Source organism: Mammaliicoccus sp. K-M42, assembly GCF_022386375.1.
GTDB classification, from domain to species: Bacteria; Bacillota; Bacilli; order Staphylococcales; family Staphylococcaceae; genus Mammaliicoccus; species Mammaliicoccus fleurettii.
The window spans coordinates 175690-196479 of record NZ_JAJNIS010000001.1 but is presented as its reverse complement, the minus strand read 5'-3'; the positions used below and the strand labels follow the sequence as shown (position 1 = coordinate 196479).

General features: G+C 31.7%; 17 protein-coding genes and 1 other RNA gene. 16 read left to right on the top strand and 2 right to left on the bottom strand.

Annotation, left to right across the window (positions count from 1 at the left end):
• Positions 1-119 precede the first annotated feature (119 nt).
• The 4 genes from hisS to LQ668_RS01020 all read left to right on the top strand — a co-directional run bounded on the left by hisS (position 120) and on the right by LQ668_RS01020 (position 4230).
• Entirely contained in the window at positions 120-1385 is a 1266-nt protein-coding gene (gene hisS / locus LQ668_RS01035; RefSeq protein WP_078356463.1) for a histidine--tRNA ligase, read from the top strand.
• Positions 1385-3157, top strand: coding sequence for an aspartate--tRNA ligase (gene aspS, locus LQ668_RS01030; RefSeq protein ID WP_107509064.1), 1773 nt, complete (start codon positions 1385-1387; stop codon positions 3155-3157). The genes hisS and aspS overlap by 1 nt, the downstream gene beginning before the upstream one ends.
• A 57-nt stretch (positions 3158-3214) precedes the next feature.
• Positions 3215-3407, top strand: a non-coding RNA gene (ssrS, locus tag LQ668_RS01025) — 6S RNA.
• Between the two features lie 55 nt (positions 3408-3462).
• Entirely contained in the window at positions 3463-4230 is a 768-nt protein-coding gene (locus LQ668_RS01020) for a tRNA threonylcarbamoyladenosine dehydratase (protein WP_078356465.1), read from the top strand.
• A gap of 41 nt (positions 4231-4271) precedes the next feature.
• Here LQ668_RS01020 and LQ668_RS01015 read toward each other — a convergent pair whose 3' ends face one another.
• Positions 4272-5534, bottom strand: a complete 1263-nt coding sequence (locus LQ668_RS01015; RefSeq protein ID WP_078356466.1) for a replication-associated recombination protein A — start codon at positions 5532-5534, stop codon at positions 4272-4274.
• A 90-nt stretch (positions 5535-5624) separates the two neighbouring features.
• On the opposite strand from LQ668_RS01015, the gene cymR reads away from it, so the two are divergent.
• On the top strand, positions 5625-6044 hold the full coding sequence (gene cymR, locus LQ668_RS01010; RefSeq protein ID WP_078356467.1) for a cysteine metabolism transcriptional regulator CymR: 420 nt from the start codon (positions 5625-5627) through the stop codon (positions 6042-6044).
• Between the two features lie 257 nt (positions 6045-6301).
• Positions 6302-7036: a trypsin-like serine peptidase gene (locus LQ668_RS01005; RefSeq protein ID WP_078356468.1), complete on the top strand. Its 735-nt coding sequence runs from the start codon at positions 6302-6304 to the stop codon at positions 7034-7036.
• Between the two features lie 56 nt (positions 7037-7092).
• On the opposite strand, the gene LQ668_RS01000 is transcribed toward LQ668_RS01005, so the two are convergent.
• Positions 7093-8100: an LLM class flavin-dependent oxidoreductase gene (locus LQ668_RS01000; RefSeq protein ID WP_115337368.1), complete on the bottom strand. Its 1008-nt coding sequence runs from the start codon at positions 8098-8100 to the stop codon at positions 7093-7095.
• A gap of 317 nt (positions 8101-8417) precedes the next feature.
• Between LQ668_RS01000 and sal(C) the strand changes: the two genes are divergently transcribed.
• From sal(C) to mltG, 10 genes are all read left to right on the top strand, one after another.
• The gene (gene sal(C) / locus LQ668_RS00995; protein WP_107509066.1) at positions 8418-10043 is read left to right on the top strand and encodes an ABC-F type ribosomal protection protein Sal(C); all 1626 of its coding nucleotides are present in this window, start codon (positions 8418-8420) and stop codon (positions 10041-10043) included.
• A gap of 59 nt (positions 10044-10102) precedes the next feature.
• Positions 10103-11251 (top strand): cysteine desulfurase family protein, encoded by a 1149-nt coding sequence (locus LQ668_RS00990; protein ID WP_107509067.1) that lies wholly within the window; start codon positions 10103-10105, stop codon positions 11249-11251.
• Positions 11244-12353 carry a tRNA 2-thiouridine(34) synthase MnmA gene (mnmA, locus tag LQ668_RS00985; protein ID WP_078356472.1) on the top strand — a complete coding sequence of 370 codons (1110 nt, stop codon included), beginning with the start codon at positions 11244-11246 and terminating at the stop codon, positions 12351-12353. Before LQ668_RS00990 ends, mnmA begins: the two co-directional genes overlap by 8 nt.
• An 84-nt stretch (positions 12354-12437) precedes the next feature.
• Positions 12438-13106 (top strand): tetratricopeptide repeat protein, encoded by a 669-nt coding sequence (locus tag LQ668_RS00980; protein ID WP_107509068.1) that lies wholly within the window; start codon positions 12438-12440, stop codon positions 13104-13106.
• A 2-nt stretch (positions 13107-13108) separates the two neighbouring features.
• Positions 13109-15493, top strand: coding sequence for an SF1B family DNA helicase RecD2 (gene recD2 / locus LQ668_RS00975; protein ID WP_107509069.1), 2385 nt, complete (start codon positions 13109-13111; stop codon positions 15491-15493).
• Positions 15494-15743: 250 nt separating this feature from the next.
• Complete coding sequence (alaS, locus tag LQ668_RS00970; protein ID WP_115337371.1) at positions 15744-18374, top strand: alanine--tRNA ligase; 2631 nt, start codon at positions 15744-15746, stop codon at positions 18372-18374.
• 67 nt (positions 18375-18441) lie between these two features.
• Positions 18442-18711 carry an IreB family regulatory phosphoprotein gene (locus LQ668_RS00965; protein WP_078356476.1) on the top strand — a complete coding sequence of 90 codons (270 nt, stop codon included), beginning with the start codon at positions 18442-18444 and terminating at the stop codon, positions 18709-18711.
• Positions 18704-19132, top strand: a complete 429-nt coding sequence (gene ruvX / locus LQ668_RS00960; RefSeq protein ID WP_078356477.1) for a Holliday junction resolvase RuvX — start codon at positions 18704-18706, stop codon at positions 19130-19132. The genes LQ668_RS00965 and ruvX overlap by 8 nt, the downstream gene beginning before the upstream one ends.
• An 18-nt stretch (positions 19133-19150) precedes the next feature.
• Complete coding sequence (locus LQ668_RS00955; protein WP_107509071.1) at positions 19151-19456, top strand: DUF1292 domain-containing protein; 306 nt, start codon at positions 19151-19153, stop codon at positions 19454-19456.
• A 79-nt stretch (positions 19457-19535) separates the two neighbouring features.
• Positions 19536-20651: an endolytic transglycosylase MltG gene (gene mltG, locus LQ668_RS00950; RefSeq protein ID WP_078356479.1), complete on the top strand. Its 1116-nt coding sequence runs from the start codon at positions 19536-19538 to the stop codon at positions 20649-20651.
• Positions 20652-20790 lie beyond the last annotated feature (139 nt).

Genomic DNA, 20790 nt, shown 5'->3' with positions numbered 1-20790 from the left:
ATGTTGTTAAGTGAGTATTCAAACTAATTGAATACTAATTAGGGTGGCAACACGGAGAATTCGTCCCTTGTATGTAAATACATACAAGGGACTTTTTATATTTTAAAGGAGGAATTTTTATGATAAATATACCACGTGGAACACAAGATTTATTACCAAAAGATACTTATAAATGGCAATACATTGAAAATAAATTGCACGAATTAATGAGATTATATAATTATAAAGAAATTAGAACGCCTATCTTTGAGAGTACTGAGTTATTTAGTAGAGGTGTAGGTGATTCAACTGATGTAGTACAAAAAGAAATGTACACTTTTAAAGATAAAGGTGATAGAAGTATTACATTAAGACCTGAAGGCACTGCAGGTGTCGTTAGAAGTTACATTGAAAATAAAATGCAAGGCGAACCTAATCAACCAGTAAAATTATATTATAATGGTCCAATGTTCCGATACGAAAGAAAACAAAAAGGACGTTATCGCCAATTTGTTCAATTTGGTGTAGAAGCAATTGGTTCAGAAAATCCGTCAATAGATGTTGAAATCATATCTATGCTTGTTCACATTTATAAATCATTTGGATTAAAAGATTTGAAACTCGTTATAAATAGTATTGGTGATGCTGAATCGAGAGCAGATTATACGAAAGCATTACAAGCTCACTTTGAGCCAGTGATTGATACTTTCTGTAGTGATTGTCAAAGTAGATTATACACTAATCCAATGCGTATCCTTGATTGTAAGGTTGATAGAGATAAAGAAGCGGTTAAAAATGCACCGAAAATTACAGAATACTTAAATGATTATTCTAAACAATACTTTGATGATGTTAAATACTTATTAGATGAAATAGGTATTGACTATGAAATTGACACGAATCTTGTTAGAGGATTAGATTATTATACACACACTGCTTTTGAAGTAATGAGTAATGCTGAAGGATTTGGGGCAATTACTACGTTATGTGGTGGTGGCAGATATAATGGCTTATTAGAACTACTAGACGGTCCAAAAGAGACAGGTATAGGATTTGCATTGAGTATTGAAAGATTATTGCTTGCACTTGAAGCAGAAGGAATTGAAATAGAACAAGAAGATACGATTGATTTATTCATTGCGACTATGGGTGAAAAAGCTGATCAATTCTCAGTTCAACTAATCAACAAACTAAGAATTGCTGGTATAAGTTGTGATAAAGATTATCTTGGCAGAAAGTTAAAAGGCCAAATGAAACAAGCAGATAGATTGAATGCTAGAAATACAATAGTTATTGGTGACAATGAATTAGAAAAAGAAGAAATTGAAGTGAAAAATATGGAGACAGGTGAGAAGACACTTGTGTCATTATCAGAATTAGAGAATTATTTAAAGGTGGAATCATAATGGATAAGAGAACAACATACTCTGGAAAAATTACGGAAGAATATATTGGACAAACAGTTACTTTAAATGGATGGGTTCAAAAAAGACGTGACTTAGGTGGATTAATTTTTATTGATTTACGTGACCGTGAAGGTGTCGTACAAATTGTCTTTAATCCTGATTTCTCTCAAGAAGCGTTGAATGTTGCTGAAAAGGTTCGTTCTGAATACGTTATTCAAGTAAAAGGACTAGTAACTAAAAGAGATGAAAAGTCAGTTAATGACAAAATCAAAACGGGTAAAGTAGAAGTACAAGTATCTGATATCATTATTTTAAATGAGTCAGAAACACCACCATTTTCTATTACAGATATGAATGATATTGATGAAAACGTACGTTTGAAATATCGTTATATAGATTTAAGAAGAGAAAGTTTAGCTCAAACGTTCAAAATGAGACATCAAATTACACGTTCAGTCAGAAATTATTTAGATGAAGGTGAATTTTATGAAGTTGAAACACCTGTATTAACAAAATCAACACCTGAAGGGGCTAGAGACTATCTTGTACCTTCAAGAGTTCACGATGGTGAATTTTATGCTTTACCTCAATCACCTCAAATATTTAAACAGTTATTAATGATTGGTGGATTTGATAAATACTATCAAATTGTTAAATGTTTTAGAGATGAAGATTTAAGAGCAGATAGACAACCTGAATTTACTCAAATTGATATTGAAATGAGTTTCGTAGATCAAGAAGATGTTATCAAAATGAATGAAGGTTTAATGAAACGTATTATGAAAGATGTCAAAGGTATTGATATTACTACTCCATTCCCACGTATGACTTATGCTGAAGCGATGGATAGATACGGAATTGATAAACCAGACACAAGATTTGGTATGGAATTAATAAATTTATCTGAACTTGCAGCCAAAATGGACTTTAAAGTATTTAAATCTACTGTTGAAAATGGTGGAGAAGTTAAAGCAATTGTTGTAGAAGGTGCAGCAAATGATTATTCAAGAAAAGATATTGATCAATTACAAGCTTTCGCAAATATTTACGGAGCAAAAGGATTAGCATGGCTGAAAGTAACAGACGAAGGATTAAATGGACCTATTAGTAAATTCTTTAGCGAAGAACATGCTGCTGAATTATTAAGTAATACACAAGCAAATGCTGGAGATTTAGTATTATTTGTAGCAGATAAGAAAGATGTTGTTGCAGCAAGTTTAGCACAATTAAGAAACAAACTTGGTAAAGAACGTGGATTAATCGATCCTAACAAATATAATTTCTTATGGGTAACAGATTGGCCATTATTTGAATATGACGAAGATTCAAATCGTTATGTAGCTGCTCATCATCCGTTTACAGCTCCTAAAAAAGAGCATGAAGAAATGTTGGAAACAGACCCAACTAATGTTGAAGCTAATGCTTATGACATTGTTCTTAATGGTTTTGAATTAGGTGGAGGTTCTATTAGAATTCATAAATCTGAACTTCAAGAAAAAATGTTTAAAGCGCTTGGATTTACTGAAGAACAAGCTCAAGAACAATTTGGATTCTTAATTGAAGCATTTAAATATGGTGCGCCTCCACACGGTGGTATCGCATTGGGTCTTGATAGACTAGTAATGCTTTTATCAGGCAGAACAAACTTAAGAGATACAATTGCATTTCCTAAGACTGCAAGTGCTTCATGTTTATTAACAGATGCACCAAGTAAAGTATCTGATAGTCAGTTACATGAATTACATTTGCAACTTGATTTAGATGAAAAATAATTAAAAGTTTAAATACTTGTTATTTAGAAGAGTTATGATAAAATAAATTTATAAGGTAGTCATCTGAAGTGTTCGTAATAAGCTTTTTATATTTTGACCTAACACTTTTGATCAAGGGAGCTTAATTGGTTTTCTTAATAGCGCATACGCCTCGTAAGGAGGACATGCAAAATAAGAAACAGGGCACCCACCTGTATATAGCAGGCCAAAATGATCGAGCACTTAATATTACGGCACAATTGGATTCTATCGGTACGCAAGACTTTATGTCTTGCGTATTTTTGTGTAAAGGAGTTAATTAAACTATGAAACATCAATTTTCAAGAAATGAATTAGCTGTAGGAAAAGAAGGTTTAGACCTACTGAAAAGTAAAACAGTTGTTGTACTTGGTGTTGGCGGCGTAGGATCATTTGCAGCCGAAGCATTAGCTAGAACAAATATCGGACATATAATATTAATAGACAAAGATGATGTAGACATAACAAATGTAAATAGACAATTACACGCTTTAACAACTACAATTGGCCAATCTAAAGTTGATTTAATGGAAGAGCGTATCAAATTAATCAATCCTGACTGTAAAGTAACGTCACTTCACATGTTTTATACAGAAGAAACATATGAAGCGTTATTCAATGAGTATGATATTGATTATTTTGTAGATGCGAGTGATACTATTATGTATAAAGTTCACTTAATGAAAGAATGTTTAGAAAGAGGTATAGACGTTATTTCAAGTATGGGTGCTGCTAATAAGACAGATCCAACTAAATTTGAAATCGCAGATATCTCTAAAACACATACTGATCCAATGGCGAAAATTATACGTCTTAAATTAAGAAAGATGGGAATTCATAAAGGAATTAATGTAGTCTTTAGTGATGAAAGTCCAATTATGATTCGTGAAGATGTTAAAGAAGTTGTTGGAGATAAAAATGCAAAAGTGAGAAAAGCTCAAATGCCTCCATCATCAAATGCGTTTGTGCCTAGTGTTGTAGGTTTAATTTGTGCGAGTTATGTCGTTAATAATATATTAAAAGATATACCAGTAAAAAGAGTCAAAGATAAATAATAAAGACTTTGAAATAAAAATGAGACTGGACATATCCAGCCTCATTTTTTTAAGTTTTTATATATTTCAGCAAATTTTTGTTCAGATTTGGATGTTAGTTTAGGATGATAATATTGCTTGTTTTTTAGGGTGTCAGGTAAATATTGTTGTTCCACATAACTATTTTCATAGTTATGTGGATATTTATATCCAATGGCATTTCCTAATTCTTTAGCGCCTTGATAATGTCCATCTTTTAAATGTTTAGGAACTAAACCAGCTTTGCCATTTCTAATATCAGATAAAGCTTCGTCTATAGATACAATCGCTGAGTTCGATTTAGGAGATAAACATAATTCGATTACAGCTTGACTAAGTGGTATACGTGCTTCTGGAAAGCCTAGACGTTCACTTGCCTCAATAGCAGATAACGTTCTTGCAGCTGCACCTGGTGAAGCTAAGCCAATATCTTCATAACTAATAACAAGTAAACGTCTTGCAATGGTAGGTAAATCGCCTGCTTCAATTAGTCTAGCTAAATAATGTAAAGCAGCATCAACATCGCTACCTCTTATTGATTTTTGGAATGCACTCATAACGTCATAATGTTGGTCGCCATCCTTATCATGTTGAAAAGCATTTTTTTGAATGCACACTTGAGCATCTTCAATTGTAACATGACGCTTTTCATCGAGTATTTCAGCACTTAATACAGCTAGTTCTAATGCATTTAAAGCACTTCTAACATCCCCATAACTAGCTTTTGCAAAATACTGAATAGCATCATCATCTACTTCGGGTGCATATGTTGCCAAACCGTTTTCTGCATCTTCCAAAGCTCTATTTAAAGCAATCACAATATCAGATTCTTCTAATGGGAAAAGTTCAAAGATTTGCGTTCTACTTCTTATTGCTGGATTTATGGCGTGATAGGGATTTGATGTTGTTGCCCCAATAAGAACGATTTTGCCAGACTCTAAATGAGGTAAGAGAAAATCTTGTTTCGCCTTATCAAGTCTGTGAATTTCATCTAATAAAAGGATGACTTGACCAGACATTTTCGCTTCTTCAACTACTAATTGCATATCTTTTTTCGTATTAGTAACGGCGTTTAGTTGTCTGAATTTATATTGAGTACTGCCAGCTATAGCTTGAGCAATACTTGTTTTACCAATACCTGGAGGTCCATAAAAAATCATAGAAGTTAATCTTTTAGTAGTGACCATTCTTCTAATAATGGCTTTAGGACCTACTAAATGCTCTTGACTTATAACATCGTCGATCGTTTTAGGACGCATTCTATATGCTAATGGTTCGTTTTTCATTTGTGATCAACCTTTCTAATTACTCAAATTGTATAAAAAATGATAAAATAAGTTAACAATATTTTTTAAAGAAAATAAGAGGTGTAGTACATGAAAATATCAACTAAAGGCCGATATGGCTTAACACTTATGATATCGTTGACTAAGCGTTACGGTCAAGGATGTACATCGTTAAAGTCTATCGCAGAAGAAAATGATTTAAGTGATTTATATTTAGAACAATTAGTAGGACCATTACGTAATGCTGGTCTTATTAAAAGTGTAAGAGGTGCCAAAGGGGGCTATCAATTACAAAAAGCACCATCAGATATAACAGCTGGTGATGTGATTAGATTGTTAGAAGGACCAATTACACCAGTTGAAGGTATAGAAGATGAACCACCAGCACAACAACAATTGTGGATTCGTATTCGTGATGCTGTTAAAGAAGTATTAGACAATACAACTTTAGAATATTTAGCAAACTATACAAATCAAGATGAATTAGAAGGGTATATGTTCTATATATAATCATTTAACAATTAAATCTGGTACAGTATGCAGAATAATACCAGAAAGGGATATAAAAAAGTAGAAATTCAGTTTCCTTTGAATTTCTACTTTTTTTATGGAAAAAATTCCTAACTGTTTTAATTTCATGCCTAACTGTACTTTAAAAAGAATTGTAATGACAGTTAGGCATGAAATTTGGTTAAGTAGTGTAATTTTCTCCTTTGATTTAATATTCATATTAAGATAGTTGTACACTACAAAAAAGGGGAGATTATATGAAAAATATTAAAGCTTACATATTAACCGTAGTTGCAGTTTTATTATTAAGTTTTGTAGGATTACCTTTAGAAGCAAATGCCAAAACAGATGATCCTTCATCAAGAGTCATATTACCTAAAAATGATCGTGAACAAATAACTAATACAACATCAGCACATTATCAATCAATTGCTTTTACTGAAATTGGTGGAACATCGATAGCCTCTGGAGTTGTAATCGGTAAAAATACTGTATTGACAAATAAGCACGTTGTAAATGCTACAAATGGAGATGCTTCAGTATTAAAATTTTCTCCAGCAGCAAATGGAAATGGAAATTACCCAGCTGGAACATTTACAGCAACTGATTATAAAACAGCACCAGGTGGAGAAGATTTAGCTGTCGTAACAGTTGGTAAAAATAGTGAAGGACAATCTATAGGTGATGCGGTACAACCAGCCACATTAGCTAACACATCAACTGTTCAAAAAGGCGATGACATTACAGTAACAGGTTATCCTGGAGATAAACCAATCGCAACATTATGGGAAAGTAAAGGTAATGTATTGTCTGCTTCAGGTAGTGACTTAACATATGACTTAAGTACATATGGTGGTAACTCAGGATCTCCAATATTTAATGCTCATAATCAAGTAATTGGACTACATTATGGTGGCGTTCCAGATAGTCATAATAGTGGTGTATTATTTAATAGTAGTATTCAGGAATTCATAAATAGTAACTTGAAATAAATTAAAAGAGTCCAGGGCTTTGTGGCCCCGGACTCTTTTAATTTGTCTACTCTTAATTATTCTCCATATACATCATCAACGATATTTTTGAATGATTCAAATGATTTATATTGTTTATCTAAATCATAAATATAACTAACTGCCATTATTTCATCTACGTTATATTTTTCTTGGAAGTCTAAAAATTGTTGTTTAACTGTTTCTTCACTACCAATAAACGAAGTGTTTGTCTTAGATTGTGACATGTATTGTTCTTGTGGTGACCATATATTTTCTAATTGGTCTGTTGGTGGTTGTAAAGGTAAACGTGAATTTCTAACAATTCCTAAAAACATTAAATGCATTGTTGATGAAAGGAATGTTGCTTCTTCATCTGTTTCTCCTATAATAACATTTAAACAAATTGTTACATAAGGTTTGTCTAAATAATCTGTTGGTTCAAATAAATCTCTATATATTTCTATAGCTTGTGACATTTGCTCTGGCGCAAAGTGAGCTGCGAAAACGTAAGGTAATCCTAAACGCGCTGCTAAATGAGCAGAGTCAGTTGAAGATCCTAGTACATAAATGGGTATGTTTGTATCTACACCTGGATAAGATCTAACATAAGATTGATTTTCTTCTGGACCAAAATATTGTAGTAATTGTTTAATGTCATCTCCAAAAGTATAAACACCTTTATGTGAGTCACGTCTCAATGCTGAGGCTGTCATCATATCAGTACCAGGTGCTCGTCCTAATCCTAAATTTAATCTTTCAGGAAACATCGTTGCCATTGTGCCAAATTGTTCTGCTACAACGAGTGGTGCATGATTTGGTAGCATTATTCCACCTGAACCAACTTGTATTGTATCAGTATGTTCTAAAGTATGTTGAATGAGTAAAGCTGTAGCTGAACTTACAAGGTTAGGTGCATTATGATGCTCAGCAATCCAGTATCTTTCATAGCCTAACTTCTCTACATTTTGTGCTAATGTGACCATGTTTTTAATAGCGTCTTGCTCTGTTTCTCCTTTTCTTAATGGGACAAGGTTCAATGCAGAGACTGGGAAATTAGATTTCATTTATATGACTCTCCTTACTTAATTGTATATTGGCAAGTATATCAAGCGTAATCTTGTTGCACTATTTAACTGCTCAACAAAAGTTGACTATTTTCATAGTTATAGTTATAATAAACCCAAATTTAAAGAGAGGTGGCATCAATAATAGGCATGGATATCCAATAATTTTTACGACGTCATGTTAAAACGTAAAAATACCATTGTGTTACACAATGATGATTGGATAAATATGTCTACATTTTGATGCTACCATTATATTTTAAAATAGTGTAATGGTGTGTCTTACTGTGTAATGCATGGAATAAGGAGGCAACATTATGCTATTTTTATTTGCAAAAAAGTCTTTAGAGATTGACAATAAACTGCTCATACCTTCACTAACATTTATTATTGAAGAAAATGAACATTTGGCAATAGTCGGCATAAATGGTATCGGAAAATCTACACTTTTAAATAAAATCCATCATAAAGAAAATATTGAAACAGCAATGATGGAACAAGATTTAACTAAATATGGAACTTTAAATGTCATGGAGTATATTATGTTAACTTATCCACAATTATCATCGTTAAGAGAAAATCTAAGTGATTTGGATAATATAAATAGATATATTGAATTAGACGGTTACGAAATTGAGCAAAACATTACAATTGAAGGTAAAAAGTTAGGATTAACAGAAAGGCACTTTGATCAATTAATTTCTACTTTAAGTGGTGGTGAGCAAACAAAAGTTTCGTTTTTGAAAGTTAAATTAGATAAAGCACGATTATTATTAATTGATGAACCAACTAACCATATGGATGAAGAAATGAAAGTATGGTTAACTAATGCATTTAAACAAGAAAAACGTGCAATATTATTTGTTTCTCACGATAAGACTTTTTTAAATGAAACACCAGACGCAATTTTGGAACTGAGTAGTAGTGGTGCAACAAAATACTCAGGTCAGTATGACAATTACAAGCAACAAAAAGATTTAGAATATAAAACGATTAAGCAACAATACGAAAAACAAGAAAAAGAGCAACGAGCAATTGAAGAAACAATTAAAAAATATAAAGAATGGTATCAAAAAGCTTCACAAAAAGCTTCAGTAAGAAATCCTTATCAACAAAAACAACTTAGCAAGCTTGCGAAAAAGTTTAAATCGAAAGAATATCAAATGAATAAAAAACTTGAACAAACCAATTTATCAGATCCTGAAGAGGAAGGAAAAACATTTTCAATGCAACATCACGCCTTCAAATCTCATTATTTAGTTAAATTTGAAAATGTGACATTTTCATATAATGAAAAGCCTATTTTTAATGATGTCTCTTTTCATATTAAGCGAAATCAAAATGTTATCATTGAAGGTCAAAATGGCTCAGGTAAATCTACTTTGATCAAGTTGATACTAGGTCAACTGACACCTGATGAGGGAGAAGTAATCGTACATCCTGAATTAGAAATAGGTTATTTTTCACAAGATTTTAATAACTTAAATATGAAAAATACTGTGTTAGAAGAAATAATGTCTATTCAAGAAATGAAAGAAGCGGAATCAAGAACAATTTTAGCGAATTTTTATTTTAATGAAAATAGAATTAATGATGTTGTTGCCAATTTATCAATGGGTGAAAAATGTAGAATACAGTTTGTTAAATTGTATTTTTCAAATCCACATATACTCATATTAGATGAGCCAACTAACTATTTTGATATTGAAATGCAAGAAAAAATCATACAATTAATTCAATCTTTTCAAGGATCAACACTTATCATTTCACATGATAAATATTTTAAAGAAAAGCTTAAAGATCAAATTTGGACAATAAAGAATCTAGATTTGGTACATGAAAATCTTAAAATTGAGAATCCATTAAATGCTGATTCTATTAAAAATCAATTAAATGAATTAGAGCAATATACCGACGAAAGAAATAGAGAAACAGAGTTCTAGTCATTTTCTTAAATTGGTGCTAGAATAGGTACATTGAAAACTAAGAAAGGACGTTCAACATGAAAGTATATGCAGATTATGCAGCAACTACTCCAGTTAAACCGATTGTTACAGAGAAAATAACAGAAATACTATCTGAACACTATGGCAATCCATCGTCAATTCATTCTATTGGAAGAGATGGAAGGAAGTATTTAGATCAAGCTAGAAGAGAAATTGCATCGATATTAGGTGCTACTCCAAATGAAGTTATCTTTACAAGCGGTGCAACAGAGTCTAATAATACAGCAATTAAAGGAATCGCGAAAAAAAGAAAACATTTGGGCAACCATATTATAACGAGTAGAATAGAGCATCATTCTGTATTACATGTTTTTGAAGAACTTGAACGTGATGGCTTTTATGTTTCATATATAAATGTGAATGCTGAAGGAAGTATAGATTTAGAAGAATTAAAACAAACGATTACTTCTGAAACGACATTAGTTTCTATTATGTTAGTAAACAACGAGGTTGGTACTGTACAACCGTTATATGAAATAGCTGAAATTTTGGAAGAGCGTCATATTACCTTTCATGTTGATGCAGTTCAAGCAATAGGTCATATGCCAATTGAATTTGATGAAATGCCTATAGATTTGTTAAGTGTTACGGCACACAAATTTGGTGGTCCTAAAGGAATCGGCGCACTATTAGTAAAAAAAGGATTACAACTAGATACCTTTATTCATGGTGGAGAACAAGAACTTAAGAGAAGAGCTGGTACTGAAAATGTTCCATATATTTGTGGAATGGCTACAGCTTTAACGGATGCATATGAACATATGGATGAGAATAATATTCACTTAATGAACTTAAAAGAAAAATTAATAGTCGGCTTACAGCAACGAGCAATACCATTTGAATTAAATGGTAGCATGGTTGAAACAACAGGTCATATTACGAATTTGTACTTTCCATTTATCGAAGTTGAAACGATGCTTACTTTATTAGACATGTCTAATATATACGTTTCAAGTGGTTCAGCTTGTACAGCGGGATCAACTTTACCTTCACATGTATTAGAGGCTATGTATGGTGAGGACGAAAGAGTGAAGCAATCAGTTAGATTTAGCTTTAGCTCATTAACAACAGAAGAAGAAATTAACTATATCGTAAATGCAATTATGAAAATATATAATCAATTTAAGGAGGAAGAAAATGAATAATCAATCTACCCGTGTAGTCGTAGGAATGAGCGGGGGCGTAGATAGTTCTGTAACAGCACATATATTGAAAGAACAAGGTTATGATGTTGTAGGAATATTTATGAAAAACTGGGACGATACAGATGAAAATGGTGTATGTACAGCAACTGAAGATTATAACGATGTAATAGAAGTTTGTAACCAATTAGATATACCATATTATGCGGTGAACTTTGAACAAGAATATTGGGATAAAGTATTCACGTATTTCTTAGATGAATATAAAAAAGGAAGAACGCCTAATCCGGATGTTATGTGTAATAAAGAAATTAAATTCAAAGCATTTTTAAATCATGCTTTGAAATTAGGTGCTGACTACGTAGCGACAGGACACTATGCACGAGTAAATCGTGAAGGTGATAAAGTAGAAATGTTGCGTGGAGTAGATAATAATAAAGATCAAACGTATTTCTTAAATCAACTTACTGAAGAACAATTATCTAAAGTAATGTTTCCAATTGGCGAATTAGAAAAAAGTGAAGTAAGAAGAATAGCAGAAGAACAAAATTTAGCAACTGCTAAGAAAAAAGATTCAACTGGTATTTGTTTTATAGGTGAAAAAAACTTTAAAACATTTCTATCTCAATATTTACCTGCACAAAATGGTAAAATGCAAACTTTAGATGGTGTTGATATGGGTGAACATACAGGTTTAATGTATTACACTATTGGACAAAGACATGGACTCGGTATTGGCGGAGACGGTGATCCTTGGTTTGTAGTTGGCAAAAACTTAAAAGAAAATATTCTATATGTAGAACAAGGTTTTCATCATGATGCTTTATATAGTAATTACTTAATTGCATCTGATATATCATTTGTTAATGACATAGATTTCTCACAACCTGTGAAATGCTCAGCTAAATTTAGATATAGACAAAAAGATACAGACGTTACAGTTGAAAAAATTTCTGACAATCAAATTAAAGTGACATTTGATCAACCTGTCCGTGCAATCACGCCCGGCCAAGCAGTTGTACTTTATGATGGCGAAGTTTGTCTAGGTGGCGCAACTATTGATGAAGTTTACAAAACTGAAAAACAATTAGATTATATGGTATAAATTCATAGAGGTGCTATCTTTTCTGATGCACCTCTATTTATTTTTGTTATAATTACAATTAATGATATTTAAAGGAGTTAAATCATGCATAGTGAAAATGAAATCGTAAAATTAATAGAAAATAAAAAATTTGATCAAGCACTCAAATTTTTATTTGAAAATATTGAAGAGAATCCAAATGAAGCAACAAATTATATTAATGCAGGTACTATTTTGTCAGAAGCGGATGAACTTGAAAAGGCAGAGAAGTTCTTCCAAAAGGCAATAACAGTAAATGAAGAGCACGGTGGAGCATATTATAGTCTTGCAAATTTATATTACAATCAACAAAGGTTTGACGAAGCGATTAAACTATATCAATTTGCTATACAAAAAGGGTTAAATGACTCTGATACTAACTTTATGTTAGGTATGTGTTTTAATGAGTTAGGTGCGCATACTGAAGCATTGCCTTACGTTATGAGAGCAAATGAATTGAATTCTGATGATGTAGAAATAGGTTTTCAATATGGTTTAACACTTTGCCAATTGGAAATGTTTGAAGAAGCAATTTCACAATTAGAAAATGTACTTGAAAAAGACCCTAATCATGTTGATGCATTATACAATTTAGGATTAGCTAAGTATATGAAAAATGAAGATCCAGAAGAAGCATTGATTTATTTTAGAAAAGCAGTCAACATTCAGCCAGATCATTTACTAAGTGGTCATGCGATAAATATGTTTGAACAATTACAAGAAGAGGAGGACTAACATTGGAAAACTTATCTTTATTTGATCTTTCACATGTAAAAGGTGAAGTTATTCGAATCTTATTTCAAAATAGTGATAACTACTATACCGTTATAAAAGTAGATGTGATGGACTCAAATGAAGATTTTGACCAAGAAGTCACAATTGTTGGTTATCTTCCTCAAATTGTTGAAGGAGAAACATATCTTTTTAAAGGTAAAGTTACAAACCATCCAAAATATGGTAAGCAATTACAAGCAGAAACTTTTGAAAAAGAACTACCTCAAACTAAACAAGGTGTAATCCATTATTTATCTAGTGATTTATTTAAAGGTATAGGCAAAAAGACTGCTGAAACAATAGTTGATAAACTAGGTGAAGATGCACTTCAAAAAATTATTGATGAACCAGATGTATTGAAAGAAATACCAAAGCTTAATAAACAAAAAAGAGATACGATTGCAGCATCTATACGAGAAAATCAAGCTATAGAACGCATTATGATTAAACTTAATGAACTTGGATTTGGTCCTAAATTAGCAATGTCTATATATCAAGTCTATAAAGAAGAAACACTGAATGTTCTTAAACAAACACCTTATAGATTAGTTATGGATATAAATGGTATAGGTTTCCAAAGAGCTGATCAAATTGCTGAACAAGTTGGTATATCTAAAGACCATCATGATCGACTTATTGCTGGATTAAGCTATTTCTTAGATCAACAGTCCTTACAAAATGGTCATACGTATTTACCGATAGATATTCTCATAAATGGTGCATACGAACTGTTAAATCATAATCAATCAGAAGTGGTAAATAAAGATCAATTAAATGGCGTGATAATTGAAATGAATGAAGATAAAAAGCTTATAATCGAAGATAATAACTGCTTTTTACCTTCTTTATATTATTCGGAAGCTAAAAGTGTTCAAATTATACATCGCCTATATCAACATCAAGATGAATTGAAAGACATTGAAAAAAGTGATTTACAACTACATATTGGGCAAATAGAAGAAATGAATGATGTATCATATGCGGATGGACAAAAATTAGCATTAGAAACTGCAATTAACAATAAAATGATGCTATTAACTGGAGGTCCTGGTACTGGTAAAACAACCGTTATAAGAGGAATATGTGAATTATATTCTGAAATTCACGGTGTTAGTTTAAATTATGACGATTATCAAGAAGGATCTGATTTTCCAATAGTATTAGCTGCCCCAACTGGACGTGCAGCTAAAAGGCTTAGTGAATCAACTGATTTAGAGGCTATGACGATTCACAGATTAATAGGGTGGAGCAAAGATACTCAGCCTGATGATGTGCTAGATAATGATATACATGCACATTTAATTATATTGGATGAAATGTCTATGGTAGATACTTGGTTAATGTATCAATTTTTAAGAGCAGTACCTGATTATGCTCAAATTATTTTCGTTGGAGATGAAGATCAATTACCTTCAGTTGGTCCTGGCCAAATATTTAAAGATTTGATTGATTCTGAAGTAATACCAAGAGTTAATTTAACTGAGGTATATAGACAACAAGAAGGGTCTTCAATTATTGATTTAGCTCATAAAATTAAAAATGGTATGACAGTTTCAATTAATGAGAAACATCATGATCGATCATTTATTCCATGTAGCAGTAATCAAATTGCAACAGTCGTAGAAAAAGTTGTACAAGGTGCAGTCAACAAAGGCTATAATATGCAAGATATTCAAGTGTTAGCGCCAATTTATCGTGGCCCAGCTGGTATTAATAAATTAAACGAGCTGTTACAGGATATACTGAATCCTAAAGATGAATCGACTAGGTATTTAGAGTATGGTGATATTGAATATAGAGAAAATGATAAAGTACTACAACTTATAAATCGTCCAGATGACAATGTGTTTAATGGTGATATAGGTGTTGTCATCGGTGTGTATAAAGCAGAAGAAAACGCACTTGGTAAAGATGTCGTAATTGTAGATTATGAAGGAAGTGAAATTACTTATACTAAACAAGATTTATCAGAAATAACGCATGCTTACTGTTGTTCTATACACAAATCACAAGGTTCTGAATTTCCAATTGTTATTATGCCTATCGTCAGACAATACTTTAGAATGTTGCAGAAGAACATTTTATACACAGGACTTACACGTGCTAAACAATCATTAGTTATTTGTGGTGAAGAGAAAGCATTTAACCAAGGTATACAAACACTAGGGCATGGTCGGATGACTTCATTCGATACTAAATTAAAAATGTATTTTCAAGATGACAAAGATAATGAAAATACAAACGAGCCTATACAAATGAAAAATTTGATTTTAACTGAAGAGACTATGTATGAAATTGATCCGATGATTAATATGAAAGATAAAACACCATATGATTTTATGAAATAATTGACATCTAAAAACGCAGTGCTTATAATCTAATAGAATACTAATAAAGAAGCCGAGTAAATCATATATTGCTACAAGAGACATGTTGGTTGGTGCGAAACATGACAATATATATTGAACGCTACTTCTTTTATAGAAATTGAATAAACTTAAAGTGATGACATTTTGTCATAACTAGGGTGGTACCGCGATACGTTCGTCCCTTTTACGAGGGATGGGCGTTTTTTATTTTATTTGAGGAGTGAATATAATGAAAAATTTAAAAGCAAGTGAAATTAGACAAATGTATATAGACTTTTTCGTTGAAAAAGGACATATGGTAGAACCTTCAGCACCTTTAGTGCCAATTGATGATGATACTTTATTATGGATTAACTCAGGTGTTGCTACATTAAAAAAATATTTTGATGGTAGAGAAGTACCCAAAAATCCAAAAATAGTTAATGCACAAAAAGCAATCAGAACAAATGATATTGAGAATGTTGGTTTTACAGCAAGACACCATACTTTCTTTGAAATGTTAGGTAATTTTTCAATTGGCGATTACTTCAAAAAAGAAGCTATCGAATATGCATGGGAATTCTTAACAAGTGATAAATGGATGGCTATGGATCCTGGAAAATTATATGTAACCATTCATCCAGAAGATACTGAAGCATATGATTTATGGCATGAAGTGATTGGTTTAGAGGAAAGCAGAATTATAAGAATAGAAGGTAACTTCTGGGATATAGGTGAAGGACCATCTGGACCAAATACAGAAATTTTCTATGACCGAGGCGAAACATACGGCAAGGAAGATCCAGCTGAAGAAATGTATCCAGGTGGAGAGAACGAACGTTATCTTGAAGTATGGAACTTAGTATTTAGTGAATTCAATCATAATGCTGACCATACGTATACACCATTACCAAATCAAAATATTGATACTGGTATGGGTCTAGAACGTATGACTTCAATTGCACAAGATGTACCAACAAATTATGATACAGATTTATTTATTCCAATTATTGAACAAGTTGAAGCAGTTAGTGGAGTGAAATATTTACAATCTAAAGAACAAGATATTGCGTTTAAAGTTATAGCCGATCACATTAGAACAATAAGCTTTGCTATCGGAGATGGTGCTTTACCTGCAAATGAAGGTAGAGGATATGTATTAAGAAGATTACTAAGAAGAGCAGTACGTTTTAGTCAAACACTTAATATTAATGAGCCATTTTTATATAAATTAGTAGATATAGTTGCAGAAATTATGGAACCTTATTATCCAAATGTAAAAGCACAAAGTGATTTCATTAAAAAAGTTGTTAAATCTGAAGAAGATCGTTTCCACGAAACACTAGAAGATGGATTAGCAATTCTAAATACAATGATGAATTCAGCAAAACAAAAAGATAATATACTTTCAGGTTCAGATGCATTTAAACTATACGACACTTATGGTTTCCCAATTGAACTTACTGAGGAAATTACAGCTCAGGAAGGTATCACAATTGATAATGATGGATTTGAAGATGAAATGCGTCAACAACGTGAAAGAGCAAGAGCAGCACGTCAAAAAACTCAATCCATGCAAGTTCAAAATGAAGTTTTAGGTAAAATTACGACGCCAAGCAAGTTTGTTGGATATGAACAATCTGAAATTCAATCAGAAATTACTGATATTATTTTAAACGGACAATTAGTCGATCATGCTGAAAGTGGAGAAGATATCCAGTTCATTTTAAAAGAAACACCATTCTATGCTGTTTCTGGTGGGCAAGTAGCAGATAAAGGTGTTATTAGCCATGACGAGTTTGAAATTGAAGTAACAGAAGTTATTAAAGCTCCAAATGGTCAAAACTTACATGCTGGACGTATTACATTTGGACAAGTGCAAATTGGTAAAACAGTTGAAGCGGTTGTTAATAAGGTAGCTCGTAAATCAATCGTTAAAAACCATTCAGCAACGCATTTATTGCATGCAGCATTAAAAGAAGTGCTAGGTTCACATGTAAATCAAGCTGGTTCATTAGTTGAAAGTGAAAGGCTACGTTTTGACTTCTCACATTTTGGACAAGTAACAGCAGAAGAGCTTGAAACAATCGAACAAATTGTTAATGAAAAAATATGGGAAAATATTCCCGTTTCAATTCAAGAAATGCCAATTGAGCAAGCTAAAGATAAAGGTGCAATGGCTCTATTTGGTGAAAAGTATGGAGATGTAGTTAGAGTTGTTGAAATGTCATCTTATTCAATCGAACTTTGTGGTGGTATACATGTTAGAAATACTAGCGAAATTGGTTTATTTAAAATTCTTTCAGAATCAGGTACTGGTGCAGGTGTAAGAAGAATTGAAGCAGTTACTGGTAAAAAAGCTTATGAAACATTAAAAGCTACAGAAGAAATTTTAAAAGATGTAATGAAACATGTTAAAGTTAAAGATCAAGCGAGAACAATTGAAAAAATTGATCAAATACAACAACAAAATAAAGACTTAGATAAAGAGCTTCAACAAAAAAATAAAACAATTACTGAATTAAAATCAGGTAATATTGAAGATAGTGTAGAAGAAATTAACGGTATTAAAGTATTATCTGTACAAGTAGAAGCGGAAAATGCTAAAGTGTTAAGATCAATAATGGATGATTATAAATCAAGAATACAAGATACTGTATTATTATTAGCAAGTGTTAATGGTGAAAAAGTTTCATTAGTATCTTCAGTACCGAAAGACTTAACAGATAAAGTTAAAGCTGGAGATATTATTAGAGAAGCTGCTCAAATAACTAATGGTAAAGGTGGCGGTCGTCCTGACATGGCTCAGGGGGGCGGAACAGATCCATCAAAAGTAACAGAAGCTTTACAGTTTGTTAAAAACTACATTAAAACTCTATAATTTTAAGTGTTAATAGAATATGATATAATCAATACTAAGTTAATGGAGTTAGGGAGTGTAAAAATAGATGAATAATTTTGATAAAACAATGAAGTTTAACTATGATGATTTTCCGAATGAAGATGTCAAAACAGTACTACAAAATGTTTATCGCACTTTAGAAGAACGAGGATATAATCCAGTTAACCAAATAGTTGGATACTTACTGTCTGGCGACCCAGCTTATATTCCTAGACATAACGAAGCAAGAAATCAAATTAGACGCTTAGATAGAGATGATATTATGGAAGAATTAGTATCGAATTATTTAAAGCAAGAAAATGAACTCAATGCTTAAAAATAGGATAATAGGTTTAGACGTAGGAAGTAAAACAATTGGTGTAGCTGTTAGTGATGCGATGGGTTGGACAGCTCAAGGAATTGATACGCTCCGTATTAACGAAGAAAAAGAAGAGTTTGGAATTGATGAATTAATTAAAATAATAGATCAATATGATGTTGATACTGTAATTATTGGATTGCCTAAAAATATGAATAACTCTATTGGCCCCCGTGGTGAGGCATCAATTCATTTTAAGGACTTACTTGAACAAGAAAGACCAGAATTAAAAATGGTGATGTGGGATGAAAGACTGAGCACAGTCGGAGCAGAACGCACATTATTAGAAGCAGATGTTTCCCGTAAAAAAAGAAAAAAAGTTATAGATAAAATGGCCGCTGTATTTATTTTACAAGGATATTTAGATTCTATTAAATAAAGATGAGGAGAATGAATAATGACTGAACATAACCATGAAGAACACTTAGAAATCAACAATGAGGAAGAATTATTAACTTTAATCGACGAAAATGAAAATGAAGTTCTATATCGTAAAGTTTTAGAGTTTTATCATCCTGAATTCAAGAAAGAATATATCATTTTAGCTGAAGAAGGCACTGATGATGAAGAAGAAATCGAATTAATCCCTATGATTAATGAAGCTAATGACGACGGTGAAGGCGGTAAATTATTACCTGTTGAAACTGACGAAGAGTGGGACATGATTGAAGAAATCGTTAATACTGAAATGGATGAAGCTTAAAAATTAATATGTAATAGTACACTTTACCCCTAATGTGATATAATCATTAGGGGTATTTAATTTACATAAGGAGTTACATATGGGAAAAAATAGTATATATAAAGATGCTAGATTATTATCGAAGTATATTAGTTTAACTATAATCAGTATCCTCTTTTTATTATTTTTATTAATAACTATTGTTGGGTTAATAGTTGTAGGAGTAAATGTGAGACCAGTAAATGCGGATAGCAATGAACAAATAATCGTTAATGTGAACCCAAATACAAACATTGAATCGTTGAGCCATCAACTATCTGACAAGAAAATCATAAGAAATGCTACTATTTTCAAATATTATTTAAAATTAAATAATATTTCGAGTTTTCAAGCTGGAGAATATAAATTTTCACCTTCTATGTCACCTAAAGAAATAGCTAAAAGTTTAGAATCTGGAAAGGTATTTCAAAAAACGGCGGTTCAATTTGAAATTAGGGAAGGTTCTAATATTGAACTTATTGCAGGTATAATAGAGGAGAATACTTCAATTACTCGTGAAAACTTTCTGAAGAAAATGCGTGATCAAGATTATATTAAAGAATTACAGAAAAAATATCCTAAAATGCTTACTGATGAAGTACTAAATAAAGATATCCGTTATCCATTAGAAGGCTATTTAGCGCCATCTACGTATCAATTTTCAAATAATGATGTATCAATTGATGAATTAACGAAAGCTATGCTCAAAGAGACTTATAATAGCACATATAAAGTTTACAATGACAACGGCGGTTTTAAATATCGTGCAAATTATGAAGAAAAGAAAATTACTTTCCATGAGTATTTGACATTGTCATCAATGGTTGAGTTAGAAATGAAAAAAATTACAGATAAATCTAGGTATGTTTCTTTACTCTTGAATAGAATAGAAAATAATCCACAAATTGCATTAAATTCAGACGAAACGGTACGTTATGCAACAAAAAAAGAACCAAATGAAACTTTAACTGATGCAGATTACAAAAATAATTCTAAATATAATACCTATGAATACAAAGGTTTTCCAGTTGGACCAATTAGTAACGTGTCAGATGAAACTGCAAGTTCTACAATTAACCCACCTGATACAGAATATTATTATTATACAATCACGAAAAGTGGTAAAATATTATTTGCGGAAACATTAAAAGAACAAGAAAAGAATAGAGAAAAATAGTAAAATGTAAAACAAGAACGCTATTGTAAGATTTATAAGCGTTCTTGTTTTGTAATTATACTTACTATTTATCTGGAAATATGGTAAAATATCTAATGTTTATGAAAACATATTAATGGTATGATTGAAATTACTAACT